The sequence below is a fragment of the Dyadobacter psychrophilus genome, assembly GCF_900167945.1.
Classification (GTDB): Bacteria; Bacteroidota; Bacteroidia; order Cytophagales; family Spirosomataceae; genus Dyadobacter; species Dyadobacter psychrophilus.
Genome location: NZ_FUZA01000011.1, coordinates 35,838 through 57,958 on the forward strand (window position 1 = coordinate 35,838; position 22,121 = coordinate 57,958).

21 protein-coding genes and 2 pseudogenes are annotated in these 22,121 nt (G+C 46.0%); 11 read left to right on the forward strand and 12 right to left on the reverse strand.

The window, feature by feature from the left end:
* Nucleotides 1-6 precede the first annotated feature (6 nt).
* Together B5X68_RS26305 and B5X68_RS26310 are read left to right on the forward strand one after the other, a co-directional pair.
* On the forward strand, nucleotides 7-1,389 hold the full coding sequence (locus B5X68_RS26305) for a RagB/SusD family nutrient uptake outer membrane protein (protein WP_170916733.1): 1,383 nt from the start codon (nucleotides 7-9) through the stop codon (nucleotides 1,387-1,389).
* A gap of 31 nt (nucleotides 1,390-1,420) precedes the next feature.
* Nucleotides 1,421-2,932, forward strand: a complete 1,512-nt coding sequence (locus tag B5X68_RS26310) for a TlpA family protein disulfide reductase (protein ID WP_082217754.1) — start codon at nucleotides 1,421-1,423, stop codon at nucleotides 2,930-2,932.
* Nucleotides 2,933-2,971: 39 nt separating this feature from the next.
* On the opposite strand, the gene B5X68_RS26315 is transcribed toward B5X68_RS26310, so the two are convergent.
* The 9 genes from B5X68_RS26315 to B5X68_RS26350 form a co-directional block, all read right to left on the reverse strand.
* Nucleotides 2,972-3,256: a DUF6520 family protein gene (locus B5X68_RS26315; RefSeq protein WP_141110424.1), complete on the reverse strand. Its 285-nt coding sequence runs from the start codon at nucleotides 3,254-3,256 to the stop codon at nucleotides 2,972-2,974.
* 84 nt (nucleotides 3,257-3,340) lie between these two features.
* On the reverse strand, nucleotides 3,341-3,775 hold the full coding sequence (locus B5X68_RS26320) for a MauE/DoxX family redox-associated membrane protein (protein WP_082217756.1): 435 nt from the start codon (nucleotides 3,773-3,775) through the stop codon (nucleotides 3,341-3,343).
* Nucleotides 3,776-3,848: 73 nt separating this feature from the next.
* Complete coding sequence (locus tag B5X68_RS26325; RefSeq protein WP_082217757.1) at nucleotides 3,849-4,412, reverse strand: Crp/Fnr family transcriptional regulator; 564 nt, start codon at nucleotides 4,410-4,412, stop codon at nucleotides 3,849-3,851.
* Nucleotides 4,409-5,599, reverse strand: coding sequence for a hypothetical protein (locus B5X68_RS26330; RefSeq protein ID WP_082217758.1), 1,191 nt, complete (start codon nucleotides 5,597-5,599; stop codon nucleotides 4,409-4,411). The genes B5X68_RS26325 and B5X68_RS26330 overlap by 4 nt, the downstream gene beginning before the upstream one ends.
* A 184-nt stretch (nucleotides 5,600-5,783) precedes the next feature.
* Entirely contained in the window at nucleotides 5,784-5,933 is a 150-nt protein-coding gene (locus B5X68_RS29030; RefSeq protein ID WP_170916734.1) for a hypothetical protein, read from the reverse strand.
* Nucleotides 5,934-6,040: 107 nt separating this feature from the next.
* Entirely contained in the window at nucleotides 6,041-7,210 is a 1,170-nt protein-coding gene (locus B5X68_RS26335; RefSeq protein ID WP_082217759.1) for a sensor histidine kinase, read from the reverse strand.
* The gene (locus B5X68_RS26340; RefSeq protein WP_082217760.1) at nucleotides 7,189-8,001 is read right to left on the reverse strand and encodes a LytR/AlgR family response regulator transcription factor; all 813 of its coding nucleotides are present in this window, start codon (nucleotides 7,999-8,001) and stop codon (nucleotides 7,189-7,191) included. The genes B5X68_RS26335 and B5X68_RS26340 overlap by 22 nt, the downstream gene beginning before the upstream one ends.
* A 114-nt stretch (nucleotides 8,002-8,115) precedes the next feature.
* Complete coding sequence (locus B5X68_RS26345) at nucleotides 8,116-11,214, reverse strand: lantibiotic dehydratase (protein ID WP_082217761.1); 3,099 nt, start codon at nucleotides 11,212-11,214, stop codon at nucleotides 8,116-8,118.
* A 48-nt stretch (nucleotides 11,215-11,262) separates the two neighbouring features.
* On the reverse strand, nucleotides 11,263-11,532 hold the full coding sequence (locus tag B5X68_RS26350; RefSeq protein ID WP_141110426.1) for a hypothetical protein: 270 nt from the start codon (nucleotides 11,530-11,532) through the stop codon (nucleotides 11,263-11,265).
* 190 nt (nucleotides 11,533-11,722) lie between these two features.
* On the opposite strand from B5X68_RS26350, the pseudogene B5X68_RS29375 reads away from it, so the two are divergent.
* From B5X68_RS29375 to B5X68_RS26370, 4 genes and pseudogenes are all read left to right on the forward strand, one after another.
* A pseudogene (locus B5X68_RS29375) lies at nucleotides 11,723-11,944 on the forward strand (integrase core domain-containing protein); the annotation flags it as partial.
* 161 nt (nucleotides 11,945-12,105) lie between these two features.
* Entirely contained in the window at nucleotides 12,106-12,423 is a 318-nt protein-coding gene (locus B5X68_RS26360; protein ID WP_082217764.1) for an ArsR/SmtB family transcription factor, read from the forward strand.
* Between the two features lie 42 nt (nucleotides 12,424-12,465).
* Nucleotides 12,466-12,936 carry an SRPBCC family protein gene (locus tag B5X68_RS26365; protein WP_082217765.1) on the forward strand — a complete coding sequence of 157 codons (471 nt, stop codon included), beginning with the start codon at nucleotides 12,466-12,468 and terminating at the stop codon, nucleotides 12,934-12,936.
* Nucleotides 12,937-12,947: 11 nt separating this feature from the next.
* Nucleotides 12,948-13,472, forward strand: a complete 525-nt coding sequence (locus B5X68_RS26370) for an SRPBCC family protein (RefSeq protein ID WP_170916735.1) — start codon at nucleotides 12,948-12,950, stop codon at nucleotides 13,470-13,472.
* Nucleotides 13,473-13,647: 175 nt separating this feature from the next.
* Here the strand turns inward: B5X68_RS26370 and B5X68_RS26375 are convergent, their stop codons facing one another.
* The 3 genes from B5X68_RS26375 to B5X68_RS26385 form a co-directional block, all read right to left on the reverse strand.
* Nucleotides 13,648-14,571, reverse strand: coding sequence for a nucleotidyl transferase AbiEii/AbiGii toxin family protein (locus B5X68_RS26375; RefSeq protein ID WP_082217767.1), 924 nt, complete (start codon nucleotides 14,569-14,571; stop codon nucleotides 13,648-13,650).
* Entirely contained in the window at nucleotides 14,568-15,359 is a 792-nt protein-coding gene (locus B5X68_RS26380; RefSeq protein WP_082217768.1) for a type IV toxin-antitoxin system AbiEi family antitoxin, read from the reverse strand. Before B5X68_RS26380 ends, B5X68_RS26375 begins: the two co-directional genes overlap by 4 nt.
* A gap of 1,293 nt (nucleotides 15,360-16,652) precedes the next feature.
* Entirely contained in the window at nucleotides 16,653-17,645 is a 993-nt protein-coding gene (locus B5X68_RS26385; RefSeq protein WP_082217769.1) for an IS110 family RNA-guided transposase, read from the reverse strand.
* 138 nt (nucleotides 17,646-17,783) lie between these two features.
* Between B5X68_RS26385 and B5X68_RS29315 the strand changes: the two are divergent.
* The 5 genes and pseudogenes from B5X68_RS29315 to B5X68_RS26410 form a co-directional block, all read left to right on the forward strand.
* Nucleotides 17,784-17,981, forward strand: a pseudogene (locus B5X68_RS29315) (IS982 family transposase); the annotation flags it as partial.
* Between the two features lie 397 nt (nucleotides 17,982-18,378).
* Nucleotides 18,379-18,870, forward strand: a complete 492-nt coding sequence (locus B5X68_RS26395; RefSeq protein WP_082217771.1) for a hypothetical protein — start codon at nucleotides 18,379-18,381, stop codon at nucleotides 18,868-18,870.
* A gap of 168 nt (nucleotides 18,871-19,038) precedes the next feature.
* Complete coding sequence (locus tag B5X68_RS26400) at nucleotides 19,039-19,323, forward strand: DUF4134 domain-containing protein (RefSeq protein ID WP_082217794.1); 285 nt, start codon at nucleotides 19,039-19,041, stop codon at nucleotides 19,321-19,323.
* Nucleotides 19,323-19,670, forward strand: coding sequence for a DUF4133 domain-containing protein (locus B5X68_RS26405; protein WP_082217772.1), 348 nt, complete (start codon nucleotides 19,323-19,325; stop codon nucleotides 19,668-19,670). The genes B5X68_RS26400 and B5X68_RS26405 overlap by 1 nt, the downstream gene beginning before the upstream one ends.
* Nucleotides 19,654-22,119, forward strand: coding sequence for a TraG family conjugative transposon ATPase (locus B5X68_RS26410; RefSeq protein ID WP_082217773.1), 2,466 nt, complete (start codon nucleotides 19,654-19,656; stop codon nucleotides 22,117-22,119). Before B5X68_RS26405 ends, B5X68_RS26410 begins: the two co-directional genes overlap by 17 nt.
* The last annotated feature ends 2 nt before the right edge of the window (nucleotides 22,120-22,121 follow it).

The following is a 22,121-nucleotide window of genomic DNA, read 5'->3' on the forward strand; positions in this document are numbered from 1 at the left end:
ATGACAATGGAAAAACTTCGAATATCAGCGCTTATAGCGCTATTAGCCGCACTTGGATTACTGAGCGGCTGCCAGACGGATTGGCTGGACGTCAAACGCAGTAAATCAGATGTGATGCCCGCTTCGCTGGCCGATTTGCAGGCCATCTTAGATAACAACATAGTCGTAAATAGTAACTACCCCATGCTGGGCCTGGTGGGCAGCGATAACATTTACATTCCCGACGAGCGCTTAGGACAGGCGGCACTTAAAGAGCGCAACGCATATTTGTGGAATGCAGATATTTACCGCGGTGGTTCGGCCTCTGAATTCTCCGGGACTAGCCAGAAAATCGCCTATGCCAATATCGTCTTAGAGCGCTTGCAGAAGCTTAGCGCGCCCGCCCAGGACAACATCAAAGGGCAGGCGCTTTTTTTAAGGGCATACGCCCTACACGCCATGGCCCAACTGTTTTGTAAACCCTTTAATCAGGCCTCGGCCGCTGGTGATGTGGGTCTTCAAATCCGGCATCTCTCAGATCCCAGCCACAAAGTCGCCCGCTCTTCGGTGCTTGAAACCTACCAATCCATTGCCTATGACGCTACCCAAGCTTTTGCGCTCCTTGCTGAAAGGCCCCTGTATGTCAGCCGCCCGAGCAAAGCGGCGGCAGCGGGCCTGCTGGCCAGAATGCACCTGAACATGGGTGAGTATGATAAGGCACTTGAATGGGCAGATGCAGCTCTAAAAAGCCGAAGCGAGCTGCTGGATTTTAACGTGGTCGATAAAGCCGCCAGCGGGATCTTTGCATTTGCTGCCTACTCAAACAAGCACCAAAACCCCGAAGTCATATTTTATGCCGAAGGCGCCACAGGCGCTGCAACTTACGGGGGTTATGGCGTGAGTTTTGCAGACACGCTGCTGGCGCGCGCCTACAAACCCACTGATCTTCGAAAGGCGCTTTATTTCATTAAAAATGCAAATGGGCTCTTTGAGCCGGCCGGAAGCTATACCGGATCCATCAGCGCATTTTACGGGGTGGCTACCAATGAAATATACCTGATCAAGGCTGAGTGCCTGGCCCGTCTTGGTCAGCATCAGCAGGGTGTTGCCCTGCTCAACAAGCTGCTTACGCACCGCTACCAGACTGGTAAATATGTTGCAGTGCAGGCAGGCGATGCGCCCTCTGCATTAAAGGCCATACTTGACGAGCGCCGTAAGGAGCTGGCCTTCTACGGCCATGCCCGGTGGAGTGATCTCAGAAGGCTCAACTTGCAGCAGTCCCAGGCCACAACCATTACCCGCATCAGCGGCGGAACACGATATCAGCTACTGCCAAACTCGCAGCGCTACGTGCTTCCTTTCCCGGATTTAGAGCTGCAACTCAGCGGCATTACCCAAAACCCCAGATAATTTTTTTTTCAGCATTAAAATCCAAAAAGCAATGACATTCAAGCTTATCTTATCAACTGCGATTTTTTGCACATTTCATGCGTTCTTGTATGCACAAGAAAAACCTGATGCGCCAGCGCGCTTCACGGTTCACGTCCAATTCACGGAGCCCTTAGGTATCGATTCGCTGTATCTTCGGATCAACAATCGCTTCTTTTCAGTTATTGTCGGAAACGAGCAGGTCATAGCTGCTGGCAAAGATGCAAATAACGGCTTTACTTTCAGGATCCGCCCCGATCAGTCGGCAGGCCAGTTTGATATACGCAGAAAGGCAAAACGAAATAGCAGTCAGGATGCAGAATTGGTATCAATGCCTTTCGTTTTGGCTCAGCCATGGCAGTCAGAAGACAGTATTGTTATTAGAGTTTCCAAAAGGCCGCTTGACTATTTTTCAGGAAGCTTTCCTTACCAATACGAAATGAAATTCAGCGGCAAGGGCGCCCGGCGTTATCAAGCCAGATACGACGCCAGAATTGCCTACTACGAAGCAGGATTTGCGTCTTCAAATTCCCGGCTTTTTGATTCTGCGGGCGCGCGCTACCAGGATCCTGCGCGAGAAAAAATCCATGCCGCACTCTCGATTTTGGAGCTGCACAAATCAAAAATCAGCTTATCAGATTATCAGTTGATTAAGGCAGATATTTTAGCTGAAAATTTCAAATCCCGCTACAATGCACTGCGGTTTGCGCTGCCCCAGCAAACAGATACTGCCGCTTTGGCCAGAAGCTCCGGCCCGCTGGCATCTGAAATGGATTCGCTCATTGCCAGCGTCCCTGAGCATATCGCCCAGCAATCTTTTGATTTTATCAGGTTTCTAGCCTGTAAACTCGAATTTGATAATCAGTTTGCCACTGCAAAGACAGATCAGCAGATCGATCTTGTAATAAAGCATTATCAGGGCCCACTTAGAGACAGACTGCTTACAGTGTTGGTTCAAAACAGAAGATCTGACCCCCGTATCAATGAACTGTATGAGCGGGTAGATAGGCTTGTAATGGATCAGGATAGCAAAACAGAGCTCAGGAAAATGGCGGCCACACTTACGGGTATCGATGCCAGGGACTTTGAATTGCAAGATGCTGGGGGCAATATGGTGCGCCTGAGTGAATTCAAGGGGAAAGTAGTCTTTATTGATGTGTGGTTTACGGGCTGTGGCGCCTGTGCGCATTATTACAAAAATGTGCTTAAAAGTGCTGAGCAGCAGCTAGATGGCGATGATCAGATTGTATTTGTAACGGTTTCAGCAGACACACAAAAAAAGCTCTGGCTTAAAAGCCTGAGCACTGAAAACTACACGGGCGGCCATTCAATCAATACGTATACGATGGGAGAAGGCTTGAAGCATGACTGGACAGCATACTATGACTTTGAAAGTCTACCTAAAATGCTCATCATCGACAAAAAGGGGCGATTACATAGGATTTTCAATAACGGACTTGACAAAGCAATCAGTACCTCACAGCAGCTGGTCTCTACCCTCAATGAGGTCAAAGCAATGAAATAACCTATTTCCCTGACCGTACAGGGAAATAGGTGACTTAGATTATTGGTCTCGCCACTTGGTTTCACTCACAGCTGGCCCTTTGGCAATGCGTCCTGAGGCGTCGGGCGTAAGTGAGGTAACGATCTCGCAGGCTTCTTCTTCCCCCTGACCGCAACCCGCCGGGGCACTGGCCGAAGTCTGGTAGTAGGTTGGCTGCTCGTCACTGACGTGAAAAGTAGCAAGCGTGCTGTCCTTAGCCGTAACATTCTGGGTGGCCAAAGCCATACCTGTGCCCAGTGCCAGTGCCATAACAGGCAACCAGTTGATTTTCAAATGCGTCTTCATATGTTTATTGTTTACATGTTTGTTCCTACTCTTTTACAGGTTTTCAGAAATGCCCTGATTCTTTTTTGCGCAATAGAATATTTTTTAGCTGCGTGGTTTGCCCCAGAGAATGGCAGCGATGAGTAGTCCGATAAAAAACAAATTGAAAGTAAGGTGCTCTGTCCAGCTCATACTAGCCAGCACGCCTCCGCAGCTGCATGGGATTGGGGCCTGGCCCGTAAGAATAGCGATGATGTAAATGCTAAAAGCAGCCAGTAATACCAGGGCCAAAATCAGCCCTGTTCTAAGTGTGCTTCTAAAACAAAGCAGCAAGCAGACCAGGATTTCTGCGGCAGGCACCAGCCAGCTCAGGGGCAGTGCAAAACCTTTTAAAAGGGGCGAGCCGCTAAGCTGCCCCTGAAAGGTCTTCATCTCTAAGAGCTTGCTTACAGAAGCATACATAAAAAGCAGCATAGTGCTGGCTTGCGCAGCAGCTGTTAGTAGAATGGCAGCCTTGGTGGTCGTGCTTAGATTGTTCATATCCCGTTTTTTGTCGGGATAAAACTAGTTGTGATTCAAGGGGATACCCTACACCTAAGCCAAGAAGTAAACCTTAGCGCCGGCGCGCTCTGATCCGACTCAGCGAATAGGGACGGATATTTAAAAAGGCAGCAATGTCTTGCAGCAGCATCCGTTCTGCCGGGTATGCCTGGCAAAACAGTTCGTAGGCCTCAGATGGAGGGATCTGCATTAATTTGGCGCGGAACTCTCTTTGCTTTGCGTCGTTGAAATAGATCTTGCGGGCAAGCAGATGCCCTAGGGAAAAATGATCAAGCACATACTCAGTAGCTACTGCATCCATGTATAGCACTATCGACGTCTCAACGGTTGTAATCCGCTCACCAGGCTCGAAAACAGCCCTGTTTTTGCTTAAAACAATGTCACCTTCCTGCCAAAAGCGGCTCACGATTTGCTTTCCGGAATCATCGGTGTAGGTAGATTTTAGCAAGCCGCTGCAAAGCATCCATGTGCGGCTTGCGTGCCGCAGGTCACTAAAAAGCGGCTCGCCTTTTGAAATCGCCTGCACGTGCAACTGATTAGATAAGTAAGATCTAAGATCAGCACTGATGGGGGCATAGCCTTCAAGTAGATCCAGTAAATTTAAGATGCAGCTCATCGGTTTTGATATTCCTCTATCCATTTGATCATTGATTGAAGTGTAGATATGACAACCTTGCGGTCATTTTCTTCAAGGGTATAAGACTTGCTTCGCATACTCTGCCAGGATATATCTGCCTTAACGGATGTAGACAAATACGGCGCAAGGCTCTGCATGATGGCCACCAGCGATTTTGCCTGAAAAATCCTGAGTGCATCCATGCTCCGCAGGATAATAGCAATCTGGTCGACGGAAAGAAAGCATAGGACTTTGAATGGCTTTCCATCACTAGATAAGGGCAGCCGGCTGTTTGCCACTTGCTTGCTGTAAAGCCTGGCAAAGTGGACTTCCTGCTCAAACCAACTGCCAATGACCTTTTTGATATCAGGATTTTTGTCGTCAAAGGCCCGCTTGGAATGCATCTGGATCTGGCAGAATTCTTTGTAAAAAAATTGCAACTGTACCAAACCGCTGTGGGCAAAGTCCTGCTGCTGGATTTGCAGAGCAATCTGGCCGGTATAAAAGCGTATAAAATCAGCATTGTTAAAATTGAATCCGATCAAAAGGTTATGAAGATTATTCTGATTGATGCTGGCCTGCTCATGGATCTGCATCTGGGTAAGGCCGGCAATGAGTCGTTGATGGTAAATCAAATCAGTTTCCATTACCGACCGGCCCGGTTGATGTGCTAAATGCTGCTGGATAGCATCCCGAAGTATTCCCAGTGGCGCAGGGTCAGTGAGCTTTTGGCAAACCTCCTTCATCCAGCCGCTAAACCTTTCTATCAGCTGATCGCGCGCAGCTTGGAGCAGGACATAGCCAACGACTTTTTTTCTGAGTGGCGGCCCGTGTAAACTCATCTCAGCGGTGTGAAGCACGCCAAAAATACATGCGCTCAGCGCCTTGCACGCCGTGGCAATTTCCGCGGATTCACCTTGCCAATACTGCTCATTACGCATGGCCTGATCGTAAAGCAGCACCAAGGCGTTGTGGTAATTTTTTAAATATTGATTTTTGTTCTTACCGCTGAGCTCAAATGATTTGCGCCTTAGAAACTGCCTTTGCTTTTCATATTGGCGGTCAGCCTCAATGGCAATGGTCCGGCAAAACATGGCAGTCAGGTAAGTTTTGGCCGCCTTATCTGCTTTAAACATCTCGGTAACGGCCCAATCCAGCCAGTGCAGGGGGTAATTGATTTCTTGCATATCACAATTGTTAATGCTAAAAGTGAAAGCGCAAAATCACTGCGGGCGCGGAATTCTTAAAATTTGTGGTACCAGATATCCACTTACAGGGATCAATGGTAGTGAGCGGATCACCTTTGATAAAATCCGGGCGGCACCGGGTAGGTTACTAAATACAGGCAGCGCCAGGCTGCCTGTATACAGCTCATATCATGGTCTTCTGCTGATTGATTGTGCAGACCACCCCGCTGGTGGTAGGAGAGGAAGGCACAGATGCATTCTCATGCTGCGGGCCGAATACGATCAGCTGACTTTTTTTGAAAACCGGTTTGTGCTGAATGCTTTGATTTTTCATGTCTTTTAAAATTTAGAGTTGAAAATGCGGAAGCCACAAAGCAAAGTACAAATCATCATTACTGTTAATTTCTGGGACCAAGCGCACCAAAATGGATACGAAAGCACTCAAAGCAGGTTTTTCGCGCGCAGTGGCAGCGTCAGATCAATGGCAAATGAGCTCTCATTCTTGCTGATCGTAAAGCTGTGTTGCTTGGGATATTGAGCTTTCAGGCGCCGGACAATGTTATTAAGACCTATTCCGGAGTCCGGCCGGCGCCCTGCATCAGATTCAGGTAGCTGCGGCAGACTGTTGATGATGTAAAAATGAAGCGTATCGTCCTGTATATTTGCTTTGATGCGCACATAGCTTTTTTGATAGGAATCATGCACGCCGTGTTTGATGGCATTTTCTGCAAGGCTCACCAGCAATAAGGCCGGTACTTGATGCTCTGGTTTAATGCGTCCCAGTTGCTTGTAGCTGATCTTTGAGCGGCTCTGGCTTCTGGCAGATTCCAGAGCCAGTATATCCTTCAAGCACCCGATCTCCTCTTTAAGAGCCACTGCATGCTGGGTTCCTTTATAGAGTGTATAACGCATCACAGAAGACAGGGAGGCTAGATAGGAGGCGGCTTTATGCGAAAAAGGCAATAGTTCTGCGTAGGCTGCATTGAGCAGGTTAAATATCAGATGCGGAGAAAGCTGGGCTTTCAAAGAATTGATCTCGGCCAGTAGGCCTTCCTTTTGTATTTGCATGCGAATGCGCTCATTGATGATAGCAGTCTTGAAGACCTTAATTGAAGCCGGAAGCAGTAGCAGCTGTAAATCTTCAAAATCATAAAAAACCATGAAAAGGCCCTTACGGCTCAAAAGGTCGCTTTCCATGTAGAGCCGCCACAGCATTTGAAAGGCGGGCGCGGCATGCTCGATGTCAAGGCTAACGCTGGCGATGTAAAACATGGCCAGCGTCGAAAGGTGTATGGCAATTAGCGAAGCTACCAACACGGAAAACCATAGTTGAAAGCCGCCCAGGCGCCCTCGAAGCTGATGATAGACCAGCATGCAGCCGTAAAAAACCGGGATGTATCTCAGATAGTATAAACCATAAGCTGCCAGCATAGGCCTTGTTATCTGGATTTGATAGGACAACGGCCAGAAATACAGCAGATGGCTTATAACAAATAAGGTCCAGAAAGACACATGCATCAGCAGCCGTGTATGCCCGTTTTTGGGAAATATCAAGGAAAAGGGCTCACCGCTAGCCTGTTTTAGACTTGCTATTGAGTCAGACGCCTGCATATCTCGTTACGTTCTTTTTTAGAAATACTGACGCGGAAATTATTGTCGAGAGTAATGATGTTACCGTTGATTTCTGTAACGGCCCCCCGGTTGACTATATACGACTTGTGGGTACGGATAAATTTGTGGGGCGGCAGATTGTTTTCCATATCCAGAAGCGATGCCCTTGCCAGCAGCTCCTGCTTTTGACCGTAGTATATCTTGATATAGTTTCTTTGGGCTTCTATGAATTTGATTTCGTCCAGGTTAATGCGAAGGTGTTTTTTATCGGCTTTAACCCAGACGGCCTGTTGATTGACAAAGACAGAAAGCAGCTGTTGGTCTGCAAGGCTACTAGCATCGGCTGATGGTGGGGACGGCAAGGCTGCCTGGGAAATGGACTCAGTTGGAGCATAGTGAAAGCTGTCGCCAAAATGAGCCTTGAGGCGAAGTTTGTTGACAGCTTTCAAGAATTTTTCGAAGTTAACGGGCTTTAAAAGAAATGAAGAGACCTCGTAATCGTAACCATCCAGGGCATACTGTGAATGCGCGCTGCAAAGAATCACGTTGCAGCGGTGGCCTGGCAGCAGATCAAGTAGAGTTAGCCCATTCAAATTAGGCATATTCACATCTAAAAAAATGATGTCTGGCCCTAGGGCCGGAACCTGGGTTAGGGCATCAACAGCACTGTAAATGCTTTTTAGATGTGTTAGCCAGCTAATCTGCTCAATGTGATAGCGAAGTACATTGTGTGCAGGCTGCTCGTCATCGATAATTACGCATGAAAGCGTTGTTTTGAAATTGCCGCTCATAAGCTTGGTATTTAGTCATTGGCTATAACTAAGATTTGTGCGGCAAAATCCAGTAAGTAGGTAAACAGATAATCCAATTTATGCAATTGTCGGTTACATACAAAATGGCTGGTGCTATTTTTTATTACCGCCTTTTTCTTTTGCCTGCTGGCTAGCGATAAATTTGTATAAGTAATGATAGTGCAGTAGCTCTTGCTGCATATGGTCTGCTGCAAATAATCGGTTTAAAAACATATGGATAAAACTGGCTGCCAGCTCATGTTGTCGCTGCCTGGAAACGGGCCGTTTTGCAGCCAGCTGAATCGTTTTTGAACGGTCAGCAAAAAAAGGCGCCAAAGGTGATTTATTGCCCCTGATGTGGTCATCGAGTATTTGCTGGATAAGGGCTCGGTCATCTCGGAACTTTTGATTCAACTGATGCTGGTTTGCGCCCACTTTTTTGGCAAGAGCCTTTGCCAAGGCAAAGCAAAATTCTTTCATTTCTGCCTGAGTGAGTGCCAGGTCTTCCATCAGCATGTATGTTGCAACCAAGGCGATCATCATGCGGTTGGTAGCCAGCCCTGAGCTGATTAAATCGAGAACAGTGTTGCTCTCAAAGCAAAAAATCGATTCAACGATCTGATAGCTGATGCCGTTATACCGTTCAAGTTCCCGCTGGTATGTATCCACGCAGATCTTGCTTACTGTGCCGAAATATAGATGCGTCGATAGCGACTCGCCAATCAGGGCCAAGGGCTGGGCTGCGCCCCAAGCGCCGGTTTTGCAGCGCAAGCGTAGCCGCAGGTGATGGCCTTGATCGTAGTATCGCACATAAAACCAGCAATTGATCACACCCTCAGCCAGAAGCTTTTTTATCACCGGCAATATTGAATCCGTCAAAATCCTTTCTGCTGAATGGGGACCGCAGTATATTTTCACAAAAAGCCACTCGCTGCCCGGAAGAAAATCTCGCTGCTCGCACGGATTGATATGCTCACAGACTGGCGCAAGCGACTCGCCCCCCACATGAAGCGTGGGTATGATGATCTGACTAGCAAAACTTTTGCCGCCACTGCCGAAAAGCCCCGGAAGGCTCTGGCCAACATGCTCAATGATTCTGATGGATTTGTAGCGCTCTAATGCCTCAAAGACAACTTGGAGTGCAAAATCGCTGTCGCTGTCAATGAAGAGTTCATTGTCAGCCCAGCATAAAAAGAATAGGCGTGGCACGTTAAGCGGTTTGCTAAGCTGAGCCCACCTGGCTGCCAGCGGAAGTTTTTGATGGGCCTTTTCCCATTGGCCAGGCAACGAAATATTCCAGGTTGCCAGGCTAAGAATGATGTGCTTGTATTCTATACGGGGAAGAAAGGGTTGCTTTGAAAGAAAATCCCAGTCCCAGTTTAAGTGTAAGTCAGATTGCTGGCGGGCTAAGTCACAAAGGAATTTGTATATGGGCACGCCATGGCTATAATTATGGGCGTTGGTGAGCCTGGGGATGATTCTTTTATTGAGCGATTTAGAGAAAAGAATGATTTGGCCGTCTTCTGTAACGGATACCAGCAGGTCCTCTGCCAATAACTGCGTGTGATTTGGGGAGCAGAATCTTCTGGATAGGTAGCAAATCTCATGTTTTCTGAGCTGGGGCCTGGACAAAATGTTTGCAGAGCTTATATGTGGCAAATGGCTAATCTCTGCATATATATGTTCAGGGTGGTACAGCTCCTCGGTAGAAATTCCTTGACTGACCATCCCTTTAAGCACGTGATCACCGTGACAAAAGCGCGTCATCAAGTTGAAAGCAGAAGGCCCTCCCCAGGCTTGATGTAAAAATTTAAAGTCGCCCTGCTCGAAGGCGGAAGGACTTTTGCTCACCAGTGAGCCCAGCAAATACGCACCCTCCGTTGGCGCCTTGTCTTGCTGCTTTCCGCCCTTTTTAATTCTGGCAAGGTGATCATCAGTGATTTGTAGAGCCAGTTTATTTTGGGCTAGGGCAGTAGTATACAAACTAAGTTTGAATTGGCTATACTCGGAAAGCTCAGTATGTTCAGCTGGCAGATCCATTGGATCTGTACCTGTTTGATGGTACTGCGCCTGTTCCGGTAAGGAATGTTGCCCATATTCGATACCCGAATCAGGATCCAAAGCCAAAAGCAAGGGGACCTGCTGATATTGGTAACGCTGATGAAATGCGGCGGCAAAACGGCTCAGTAAAGTGTTTTCTTTTTGCTGAGCCAGCACTGAGAGACTATCAAACTCTGAGATGATCAGCTGGACGGCCGTTTTATTTAAGGCAATCTTGTCATAGGGGAAAAATAAGTCAACTTGCAAGGGACAGTGGTTATTATCAGCTATTTGGTAATTTTTTTTCAGTAGCTGATTTATAATTCCGGCTTTTTGCGCAGTAGCCACATCTGAGTTTATTACCTGAGCAATTTCATTCAGATTGTTAAGGTGTGTTTCTGCATTTTTAAGACTGCCAATCTTTGAGGCGGCCCAGCCCAGAAAATCATCGTGAATGCAGAAGGCCTCAAGTTCACTGACCAGAACCTGAGACTCGATGAGTTTTTTGATGTAGGAAAGCCCCTGATGGGTATCTACCTTCATGGAGGCCAGAAGCAATAGCAGAGATTCGATGCTGCATCCATTTGCCGCCCGCACGAGCAGCTGATCCAAATGCTGACTATATTCAACCTCAGTCCAAGTGAAATGTCCGCTGCCCTCATAGATTCTTTCCATGTACTGAAAGCAGCCTGGCGCGCGTCTAAGTGAAGAATTTGGAAAGTAAAGCAGCTGGCTGCTAAGCTCGTCTTGATGCTGCCAATATTGACATAGCTGCCAGGCGACCCGTGAGTCTAATCGGATGGCAGGCCTGGCCTTACTTATGTCACTCATCCCAACTGCCGTATGTGAGCGCAATTCGACGGTTGAGCATCCGGCAAAAAGACCAAAGGGCGTGCATCTGCTGCTCATTCTGATCAGATATTTGTACAGGGCCAGATACATTTTGATAGGAGCACTCCTTTCTGAGCTGGCCATTTCTGATCTTAGCGCCCGGTAAAGGGTTGGGGAGGCAAGGTAAATGCTATCGCTGAGAACAGGATCAGAAAAAATTCTGAGCAATTCTTCTTTGAAAGAACCTAGATTGTTAGAAACCCTTTGATGGAAATCGGAAATGGTTTGCTCTGGCAGCAAAGGCCGTCTTAACAGGGCAAAGTTGTGGATCTGGGTTTGCATATGAGTCTGATTAAATTCAGCTCATATTAAGCATCAGATAAGGCCTTCCTAAATTTTAGGGACGATTAGCAGCCAGCCAGGGATCAATGTGCATTCATGCACTCTGAGTGCGATACTAAAAACACTTGCGGGGCCCTGCCTTCGAGTGGGCAGCATATAGGTAATGTCTACTTTATTAACACAAAGTCCCAAGGCCATATGCATGTCAATGGCGCTGAAAGACCCGAAATTTTTGCCTTTCAGATCGAGCAGAAAAACGATTTTGCCACTGATTCCTCTCAGGGATTGCATGCTTATCTCAAAGAAAGATAGAGACATGCTTGTGCAACCGATTTCTTAATACCAGAGGCAACCATCAGTTAGTGGTTAAATCGAAGTGCTTTTAGGCTTTGGGCTCCCTGAACTTTGTTTTGCCCTTATGCAGGCTTCCCTAAATACAGAGTGGTAATGAAATAGACAAATTTTCTAATTTTAATCTACTATGAAACGGAACACATTCACCGCGGCGGGAAAGCCAATGCAGAATGCTTACGATGAAAGATTAGATAGAACCTATCGGCAAGCCGTTTTGGATGCTTACTTTTTTGATTCTCTTGAACAGCTGCGCATTTTGTCATACAAATACCCTGATAATTACAACAGTAAACATCCGCCCAAGTCAATGAAAAGATTAACCTCAAATCAAAAGCGCACACTCTTGAAAGAAAGTGCTATGAAAAAAAAGAATTAACTATTGAAATCAACAACCGAGTCTAAATCACAGCTCCTTTAAAATCGGGAAGCCTACATTTCAAAATAAAATGTCCACAGGTAAATTCTTTTGCAAAAAATTGCATAACCAATTGGTTATATATATATGTTTGTATAACCAATCGGTTATGCATTAATAGTATGGTTGCAAGAAGAGATGTTTTCCAGGCCATTGCTGATCCTACCCGCAGGGCCATGATCGGTTTGTTGGCTAATAAGACATTGACCATCAATGAAGTGGCGGGAAATTTTGGTATGAGCCAGCCAGCCATTTCCAAGCATATGCATATTCTGACGGAATGCGGGCTAGTGGTGATGGTTAAGATTGGTAGGGAAAAGCATTGCCGGGCTAACCTCAAAGGATTAGAAGAAGTGACCCGTTGGACCGAGCAATACCGGATATTCTGGAATCAGCGGCTGGACGCACTGGAGGATTTGTTGAACGCTGACAATGACTAACATCTACGGATAATACCGATTTAACATAAACTTTTGAATGGAATGGAGCAACAATCAAACATCCCCGCTGTAACCGCACAAATGCTTATCCGCCAACCGGCCCGTACTGTCTATAAAGCATTTATTGATCCGGATATTACACGGAATTTCTGGTTCACCAAAGGAAGCGGAATGCTTAAAAAAGGCCAGCATATAACCTGGGAATGGGAAATGTACGGTATAGCTATCGCCGTTTTTGTGGAAGAAATCATTGAAGATCGCTTCATTCAAATCCGCTGGGACGAACCATCTACAACTGTGCAATTTGAATTTTGTGAGATCGCCGGGCTGGGCACCTATGTTGAGATCACTAATACAGGTTTTCAGCAGCAGAATGCGGAGCTATGGAAAGCGATCAATAACAATGCCGGCGGATTTACGACCGTGCTTGATGGAGCCAAGGCATATTTAGAGCACGGTATTGAGCTCAATCTGATCGCTGATAAATTTCCGCCGCAGGTAACTTCCCATTGATCGGTATGGAAGTGCTAGGTAAAGTCATCGCTCCGGGCGTGTTGTATTTTGAGCGCTTTTTTGGCAGTACTCCTCAAAAGGTATGGAAATATCTCATCGATTCCGAAAAACGAGGTAAATGGTTGGGAAAGGGTGATATGGAATTGTTTGAAGGAGGTAGGGTAGAGCTGTACTTCATGCATACTGAGCTCAGCCCATCCACAGCCCCAGTACCTGATCGATATCAGCACATGCAGCAAGGGCACCACTTCACAGGCAAAGTTCTTCAAATTAAACCGCCGCATCTGCTATCCTTTACCTGGGAGGATGGCTCTGAGGTCACCATCGAACTTTCTGCGCACAAAGACGGCGTCTTATTGCGGCTTACACACCGCAAACTGGCTGATGATCCGGCAACACGCTCGAGCGTAGCGGCTGGATGGCACACGCATATGGAAATTCTGCAAAATGTATTGAATGGAAGCATTCCTCCCAACTTTTGGTTGAGTTTTCATAACATTCAGCAGGTGTATCAGATTGATTTACTGCAACTCTGATCTCAAAGGGACATCGACCTTGTTGGTTCTTTCAGCCAGGGATGAGATTACCAGCGCGATTCCACAAAAGGTTAGACATTCGAACGAGCCTATGATATTTTCACCGTTCTGAATTCAGGAAAATGAATAGCATAATAAAGGTGTAGTGATACTAGCCAGATAAACAGCACCAAGCTCAATTTTTCGACAGAACCGCCCTGAGCTTTTCGAGCGCCTGCGCATGCTTCTGCTTGGGCATTCTTGCCAGGTTCATCAATTTCCATTGCACAGATGGAAGGGCAGCGACTTGCTCCAGGTTCTGTAGACCCAACAGATCCCATTGCGGAGTCTGTGCCTTAAATGATATGAGAAATTCCCTTTCCTGGTCAGTCATTTGCTTGTGAATCAGCTCGACCAGAAGCTCGCGGGTATCTTCGAGCTCTTTAAGGGAGACGTCCGCTTCGGCCATCTGGGCAAATTCATTTTCATAAATAGCTGTGATGTCTTTATGATGAGGCGCCAGCAATTCTGACATCGGGCGCTGGTGGCTGATCAAAAACACCAGGAAGGTTTTTCTCAGGTCTTGGGTGAGGCCTTCGTTTTCAAGAAGAAACTTCACGTCAAACAAGTCCCTCGGATGCTGCCTGTCCAATGCCGCGCAGATTTTCCCTGCATACAGATCGGGCAGGGAAGCAACCTGGATTTCGGCGTAGCCGAATTCTCTTTCCACCAATTCGCAGACTGCCATGCGCTCAGCTTCAAATACCGTCCCGCGTATCACCGGTGAGAGCTCGATCTTGATGCGCACATCGCCAAGTTGCACAATGAGCCGCAACCCATCATTTTGCTCGTGTGTGTTCTGCACCTTGGCCCCTGCGACTGTTTTGGTGATCAGCATACTAAGGCGTGTTAGCGCTTCCCGGATATTTTTCAGTGAAACCTCCCGCGGTTCAGCTGGCAGATAAAGTAAATCGATATCCACCGATAGCCTGGGAAGCTCGCGGTAGAAAAGGTTTATTGCTGTGCCTCCTTTTAATGCAAAACATTTTTCTGAGTCCAGCAGAGGCAGTACCCGGACAAGAAGTTGCACCTGCTGGTAGTAAATCGTATCCTTATTCATCCGTTCTGACTTTGTTTGGGGACTGTTATCTGGTAGACCTTATCCAGCTCACCGTTTTCTGCGATTACACGATTGCCTGTGCCCAGATCTATTCTTCCCTGATCAATCTTTGCTAGCCAGCTGTGACTATTCCGGGTGGCAAACCACAAAAATACCCGCTTGGCTTTGATACTGGTGCAGTCTTCCAGAAGGCGCTGCAAAGCGCGCGGCGATAACGTTGTCATACCTTGAAACAGCTGTTCGGCATGTTCGAAAGATATCTGATTGGGAACATCGGCCATCATCTCCAGGCAGGCACGTTCAGGTTGAGAGATGTTCAGTGCGTGCGTCCCGCCTCCCCAGGGGACCTGTAATGTGTATTGCCGGGAGGTCGCAGGGTCCATCGTCGCAAAAAGCTCAGATCGCCTGTGGCGCACAAAAGTTACTTCACTTATCAGCTCATCAGCCCATAAAGGCCATTTGTCGTTGCCATATAGGTGGATGATTGTTTTTCTGGAGCCAGGGATATAATGGGAAAAGCCCTTCAATTCAAGTGCGGTCAGCCCGCCAACCAGGTAGTCGGTATCCATGATTGATTGCAAAGTACATACTATGTTCTGCCAGCTGAGTCTGATGCTTCCTCTTGTGTAGACCCCCTTCGAGAGTAGTCTGAGTTGATGACTCTTAACCAGATTATCGATGGCATGTTTACTTAGCGAAGCTTTCTCCATTAGCCACTGCCTGGTAACAATACTTCCCTCAGGAATCAGATTTTCAAGTATCCTTCTTCGGTCCGGATTGCTTGGCATATTTATAAAATTGGAAAATGGCGGCGATCATCGCCGTGAAAACAAAGATAGACAAATAAATAGTTTATCAAACAACGAAATAACGGCGTTAATCGCCGTTATTTCGTTGTTTGATAAATTTCAACTCCATATTTTATTCAAATCCTCATTGATGTCTCCCGTGAATAATTAGAATTTCGAAGTAGATCAACCCAAACAACGGTGAGAAATTTTACCGAAAGGTATCTTTCAGAAAACACAACGCGTCAGTATTTACAAAAGCTGATGGATATGGGGATAGTTAAAATAAACAGCATCGGGGGGCACCACTTGTCTCTTTTGGAATTACACAGGATCCTTTCTTAATACCTTCCTGCTATCGGTAAATAACCCAACTTTCGGCACTAAGATCAAATTACTGCAGAAAGTTTGAAAACGAAATGCCTCCTGCCATTGTGGCCAGGGTACTCAAAAACTGCTCTCTTTTCATCAGAGTAAATGTTTTGATATTTTGGCGGATTGATAAGAATTACTTTTACAGTATTAGAGAGCAATAGTGGTATATATCGGTTACTTATTATCACCAAATAATCAATGCGTAAGATTTTTTTGTAAATTTATTTCATACTTGTTTACGATATAAACGTCCGTATACTAATTAGCAGAGCACCCTTTTTTCTTTTGTTAAGCATGAAAGCAGTTGCCTATTATCACGTATCCACTTACTTGTAGGGTAAAAGCGGTCTAGGGCTGGAAGCCCAGCAGCGGGCCGTAGAACAGTTTATAACAGTCCATGGCTATGAGATCGCCGGTGAATATTCTTCAGGTTCTTCCCTCGTAATATTTGAAACGCAGTTGGGCGGGTATGTTGAAAAGACAAAAGCAAACGGAATAAGGCAGCATCCCAAGCCATTAACATCGTCGGTAGTAGTGACAAAATCACGATTAAAAGGTATTTTGGGTGGTTTATGCGTCATGTTACAGGCATAAATCCAAGTACATAAGGCGAAATTGCAGCCCGTAAGTGCTGTTCCGAATGTTGCGTGGAGATGCTTTAATGTATAAGCCTTGGATGAACTACATATTTCTTAGCTAACTTGGTGCTACTTGGATGAGAAATCGAATCTTAGCGTTAGCTAAGTTATAAAAAGGCAACCTGCAGCTCCGTAGCTACTAGTACCTGACGTAGGGAATTCCTGATCCTTGTTATAGTAAGAAACGTCATCGCCGCTCCATGAAGTGTTCTGCTACATCTGATAAGCTCGAAGCTTGGTCAGTTGATAGAAATGCTTCATGTCAGAGGCTGCCTATTTTTTAATTGTCCTGATAAATAGCGTTGTTGCGAACGCAAGAAAAAATTCGGTGAATTAGCTTGTTGCTAATGGCATTAAGTATACTCATTTTATTCTTTCCCTCATTTACTTTACGGGTATAGTAACGCCCGAGGGTACCCACAGGGTTTCTCGCAAACCCAACGGCAGCCATATGAAGCAGTGCCTTGAGCTCTTTTCTTGCAAAGTGTGACACCCTTGTCCTTTTAATAATGTTTGTACCTGATTTCCATGGAAATGGAGCCACGCCGCAGAAGCTTGCAAAGGACTTGGGGCTTGCAAATTCCTTAAATTCGTTGGTATGGATAATAATCTGTGCTGCGGTAACTTCGCCGATCCTGGGAACAGACATAATTAAAGTTCTGAGCGTATCCAGCCGCTTATCCGACTTGATTAATTCTGCCGCTGCCTGTTCCACTTTTTCCAGATCGTCATTTATTGCGTTCAAGGTCTGGTTGATGTAGGACAATCGAGATAGCCTATCCGACGTTGATAAAAAATATGTTTCCGTTGGTAAGGAGGATCTTAATACTTTTTTGACCTTAAGTAAGCGCCGCCTAATTGAGTATAATGTTGCAAGTTCTTCAACACATTTTCGGGGCTTTTCCCATTTTCTGATAGATAAGTGATTTTTCCTTGCATACTCCGCAATTTTGATTGCATCGATTCTGTCGTCTTTGGCTCTTTGAATACCCATCGACCTCTTTATCTGCAAAGGCGACTCCAAATAAAGATCTATTTTCTGTTTGATTAAAGCGGCGGCTAAGAACTTGGTATAAATGCCCATATTTTCTGCACAAAAAATTATGTTTTTACTGTGCTTTTTATAAATTTTTTTGAAAGACGCTAAAAACTCGTTTATATCAGATAAGCTGTTGCTTATTCTTGCCAAGACAGGCGGCTCTTGCTTGTAAAGGGTTGCCAAGTCAAGATGGTTCTTAGAAATATCTACTCCAACAAAGATTTTTGAATCCATTGTTTTAAGATTTAGGTCATGTTCTGGGAAGCAAGGGACTTATCATGTGTGTACCGAAACAAGAATTGCGTAACCAAACGTCTTGTTTCGGTGTTTATCGGCATTAATAAAATCGACCAGCCTTGTTCTGACTGGCGCCGGAAAACCCGTAAAACAATCGAAACTCTCTTTTCACAGCTATGCGATCAGCAATTAATTAAACGCAACTACGCGAAGACCTCAGATGGGCTATTTGCCCGAATTGTCGCAAAAATAGCTTCTGTCTCAATTCTGAAAGCAATCAACTCGCTGGCAAACAAACCACTCGGACGCATTAAACACGCACTACTTTGCTAACCGCACAACGGGTAGTAATTACGTTTAAATACGATAACCTTGCAGGTTAACACATTTAAACGTGAGATTAGATAACGCTGCATGTATTTTAACAATAAGTCAAAAAATAAACCCTAAACTTGTTTTTCAACATAGAAGACACCGTCAGTTTCTTTTTAATGACATGCCAAGATGATAATGGTGAGACATTTACCGCAATGAATGGCTCAGCTGTTTGTCAAGGCCCTGTTTTCTAGTTGATTTCCTGGGTACAGAAGGATTGTACTTTTCTGTATCTCAGCAAGCGTGGTTAATTTGTATCGAAGGCAAGGCAGTCTGATTGCAGCCTAATTTCCGGCACTAAAGGCCAGGCTCGTTAGCTACCTGTTAAAAAAACAAATGTTAAACCATCTCCATTATGTTCACTTCGGATCCATGGACTGATTACACCATCGCGCTCAGTGCTTTGCTAACAGGCTATTATCTGTTTGTAATCATCAAATTCTATCGCAGCGATTTAAAGTCCTTGATCGGCTCGATTGACCGGCCCTCTGTGATAGTAGCCGGCCCTGAGGCACTGCAACAGAAAGCAGTTGCAAGCCTAAATGAGTCTTCCTCTGAGCTGGATAGTTTACAGCCAGAAGCGCTGATACCCTTCAAGCAGTTGCTATCCGAGCGGCTCGAAGAGCTAACCGGACATCTGAAAGAATTAATTATGGAAGCCCATCAAAAGCGGTATAGCAGCCAGGATTTGATGATACTGCTGCAAATGACATTAAGAGAATATCCCACAATTACCGGCTCACCATTCCAGCGGATGATCAATAATTTGATTGACTCGGAATGCGCAAAATACGGCTCCATGCACCTTAATGCACAGGACAAAGTGATGATATGGAAATCAGTGTAGTGGGGCTCGGTTCCGGATGAAGTTCCTGGCTATTAAGGTCAGGAATCTTCGCCGGGATTCAACCAGCACAATTAACCTTAAACAAATACTCCTATGAAAGCTTATGCACTAGTTTCAGCCGCAAAAAAGACAAAATCAAAAATTGCACCCCACGAAGGTAAACAGCGTATGCTTCTTACGCTGACAGGTAGTCTACTGGCCCTTATTGCCAAGGCCCAGGATGGAGCTGCCGGCATCGAGGAAGCCAATTCTCAGGTAAGGAGCTATTTTGAGCCAGGCACAAATTTAATGTATGCCATTGGCGCAGTGCTGGGCCTGGTCGGGGCGGTTAAGGTGTTTCAGAAGTGGAACGCGGGTGATAATGATACGGGCAAAGTGGCCGCTGCCTGGTTTGGAAGCTGCATTTTTTTGGTAGTGGTGGCAACCGTGCTGCAATCTTTCTTTGGCTTGTAGTGGCTAGTGCCAATAATGACAGCGTCTACCAGATCAACAAAGGAATTAATGCGGCCATTCAATTCAAGGGCCTGCAAGCGCAGTACATCTGGTATATGGGCGGGGCGGCCCTGCTGCTGACGATCTTTTACGCAATTCTTTACGTGTGCGGTGTTAATTCCTTTGCCTGTGTAGGCATCATAACTGCGGTGGGCATTCCCCTGATCATGGCCATCTATCACCTGAGCGGCACTTATGGAAAGCATGGACTAATAAAGCTGCTGGCTGCGCGCAGCATACCCAAAACGGTCAAGTCCAGATCTCGAATGATGTTCAAAAAACAAAACATATATGGAAAAGCTGCTTGAAGATCTAATTCCAGTCCTTGATATTGAGCATGACTGCATTCTTTCCAAACAGGGCGATATCACGGTCGTATTTCAGGTGCAGCTGCCTGAAATATTCAGCCTCTCCGACCACGACTATGAAGCCTTTCACCAAACGTGGGTAAAAGCATTAAAGGTGCTTCCAATGCATAGCGTATTTCATAAGCAGGATTGGTTTATTGATAGTTTGTACGCGGCCGATTTTACAAAAGAAGATAACAGTTTTTTATCTACCAGCAGCGAGCGGCACTTTAACGAAAGGCCCTTTTTGGATCATTTCTGCTATATTTTCATTACCAAAAAGCCCACGGGACGAAAGCCGTCCAGTTCTATGCTCTCAAATTTGATCCGGGAATCGATAGTTCCACCTCAGACCTTGGAGGCCAAGGCTTTGCAGGATTTTCTTGGGTCGGCCGGCCAGTTCAGCCATATTTTGGAGGCAAGTGGGTTTGTTAAGCTTACAAGGCTGAAAGAGCAAGACCTTTTAAGCCAGCACCGAAAGCCAGGCCTGATTGAAAGGTACTGTTTTTTGAGCCCAAGCCAACAGACGCTGATGGTCGGCGATATGCAGTTCAAAGACGGCATTCAGATCGGAGCCCAGCACTGCCAGCTTTACACGCTGGCAGATGCAGCTGAGCTTCCCGCCCAATGCCGCTCAAAAGCAAATTATGAAAAGTACTCCACCGACAAAACCAAATTTAGCGTAGGGTTTGCCTCAACGCTTGGGCAACTTCTGCCGTGCAATCACATCTACAATCAGTATATTTTCACTGGCGATTCGGCAAAGACGATCAGAAGGCTGGAAACAAAAAGACTGCGTTTGCAGTCACTGGCAGCTCACTCGCGGGAGAACTCGATAGCCCTTGATGCGACCAATGATTTTCTTAACGAAGCCATCAGCAGTCAGCGTTTGCCGGTCAAAGCGCACTTCAATGTGCTGGTCTGGACAGATCAGAAAGAAAAATTGCCGGAGATTAACAACCTGGTCAGCTCGGCGATGGCGCGTATGGATGCTACTTGCAAACAGGAAACAAGCGGGGCGCCTCAGATCTTTTGGGCGGGGATTCCCGGCAATTCAGCGGATTTTCCCATGAATGAAACCTTTGACACTTTCGCCGAGCAGGCCAGCTGCTTTTTGAATTTGGAAACGGGTTCTCAATCCTCACTGAGCCCGGTGGGCCTTCGGCTAGGTGACCGCTTGACGGGAAAGCCTGTGCATGTCGATATTAGCGATGAGCCTGTCAAGAAAGGGATCTGCACCAACCGTAATAAGTTTATTTTGGGTCCATCTGGAAGCGGCAAATCATTTTTTACCAACCACATGGTCCGAAGCTATTACGAACAGGGCTCCCATATCGTGCTGGTAGACGTAGGCCATTCCTATAAAGGGCTTTGTGATCTTGTAGGAGGATACTATTTTACTTACGAAGAGTCAAATCCTATCCGTTTCAATCCTTTTTATATTGAGGATGATGGGTGGCCCGACACAGAAAAAAAGGAAAGCATTAAGACATTGATCTTGGCACTTTGGAAAAATGACAATGAGCTTTACAAGCCAAGCGAATATGTTGCTATTTCCAATGCGCTCACGCTATATTTTGAGCTGGTAAACCAAAAGGATGTCTTGCCATGTTTTAACAGCTTTTATGAGTTTCTACGCGCTGACTTTATAAAGGTCTTGCAAGCAGATCGGGTTAAAGAAAAAGACTTTGATATAGCCAACCTGTTGTATGTACTGCGGCCCTACTACCGGGGCGGGGAGTTTGATTACCTTTTGAATGCCACAGAGAATATGGACCTTCTCAGTGAGCGCTTCATTGTCTTTGAGCTGGATGTGATAAAAGATCACCCGATCCTTTTTCCAATTGTAACCATCATTATCATGGAGGTGTTCATGTCCAAATTGCGTAAGCTGAAAGGGATCAGAAAGATGATTTTAATAGAGGAAGCCTGGAAGGCCATTGCCAAGGAAGGGATGGCAGATTACATACAGTATATTTTTAAAACTGTACGTAAATACTACGGTGAGGCCATTGTGGTAACTCAGGAAGTCGAAGATATCATCTCATCACCCGTCGTCAAACAGGCCATCATCAATAACAGCGATTGCAAGATCCTTTTAGATCAATCCAAATACCAGAACAAATTCGATCAGATTCAGCAGCTGCTGGGGCTGACTGATAAAGAAAAAGCGCTGGTGCTTTCCGTAAACAAAGCCAACGATCCCAGCTTAAAATACAAGGAAGTCTTTATCAGTCTGGGCGGCAGTCTGTCCAGGGTATACCGCACAGAAGTTAGTTTGGAGGAGTACTACGCCTACACAACCGAAGAGACCGAGAAGCTTAAAGTAGCCCAGTATGCCAAAAGATTTGGCAGCATCCAAAGGGGCATTAAAATGCTTGCAGAAGAGATTAGATCACAAAGCGTATAACC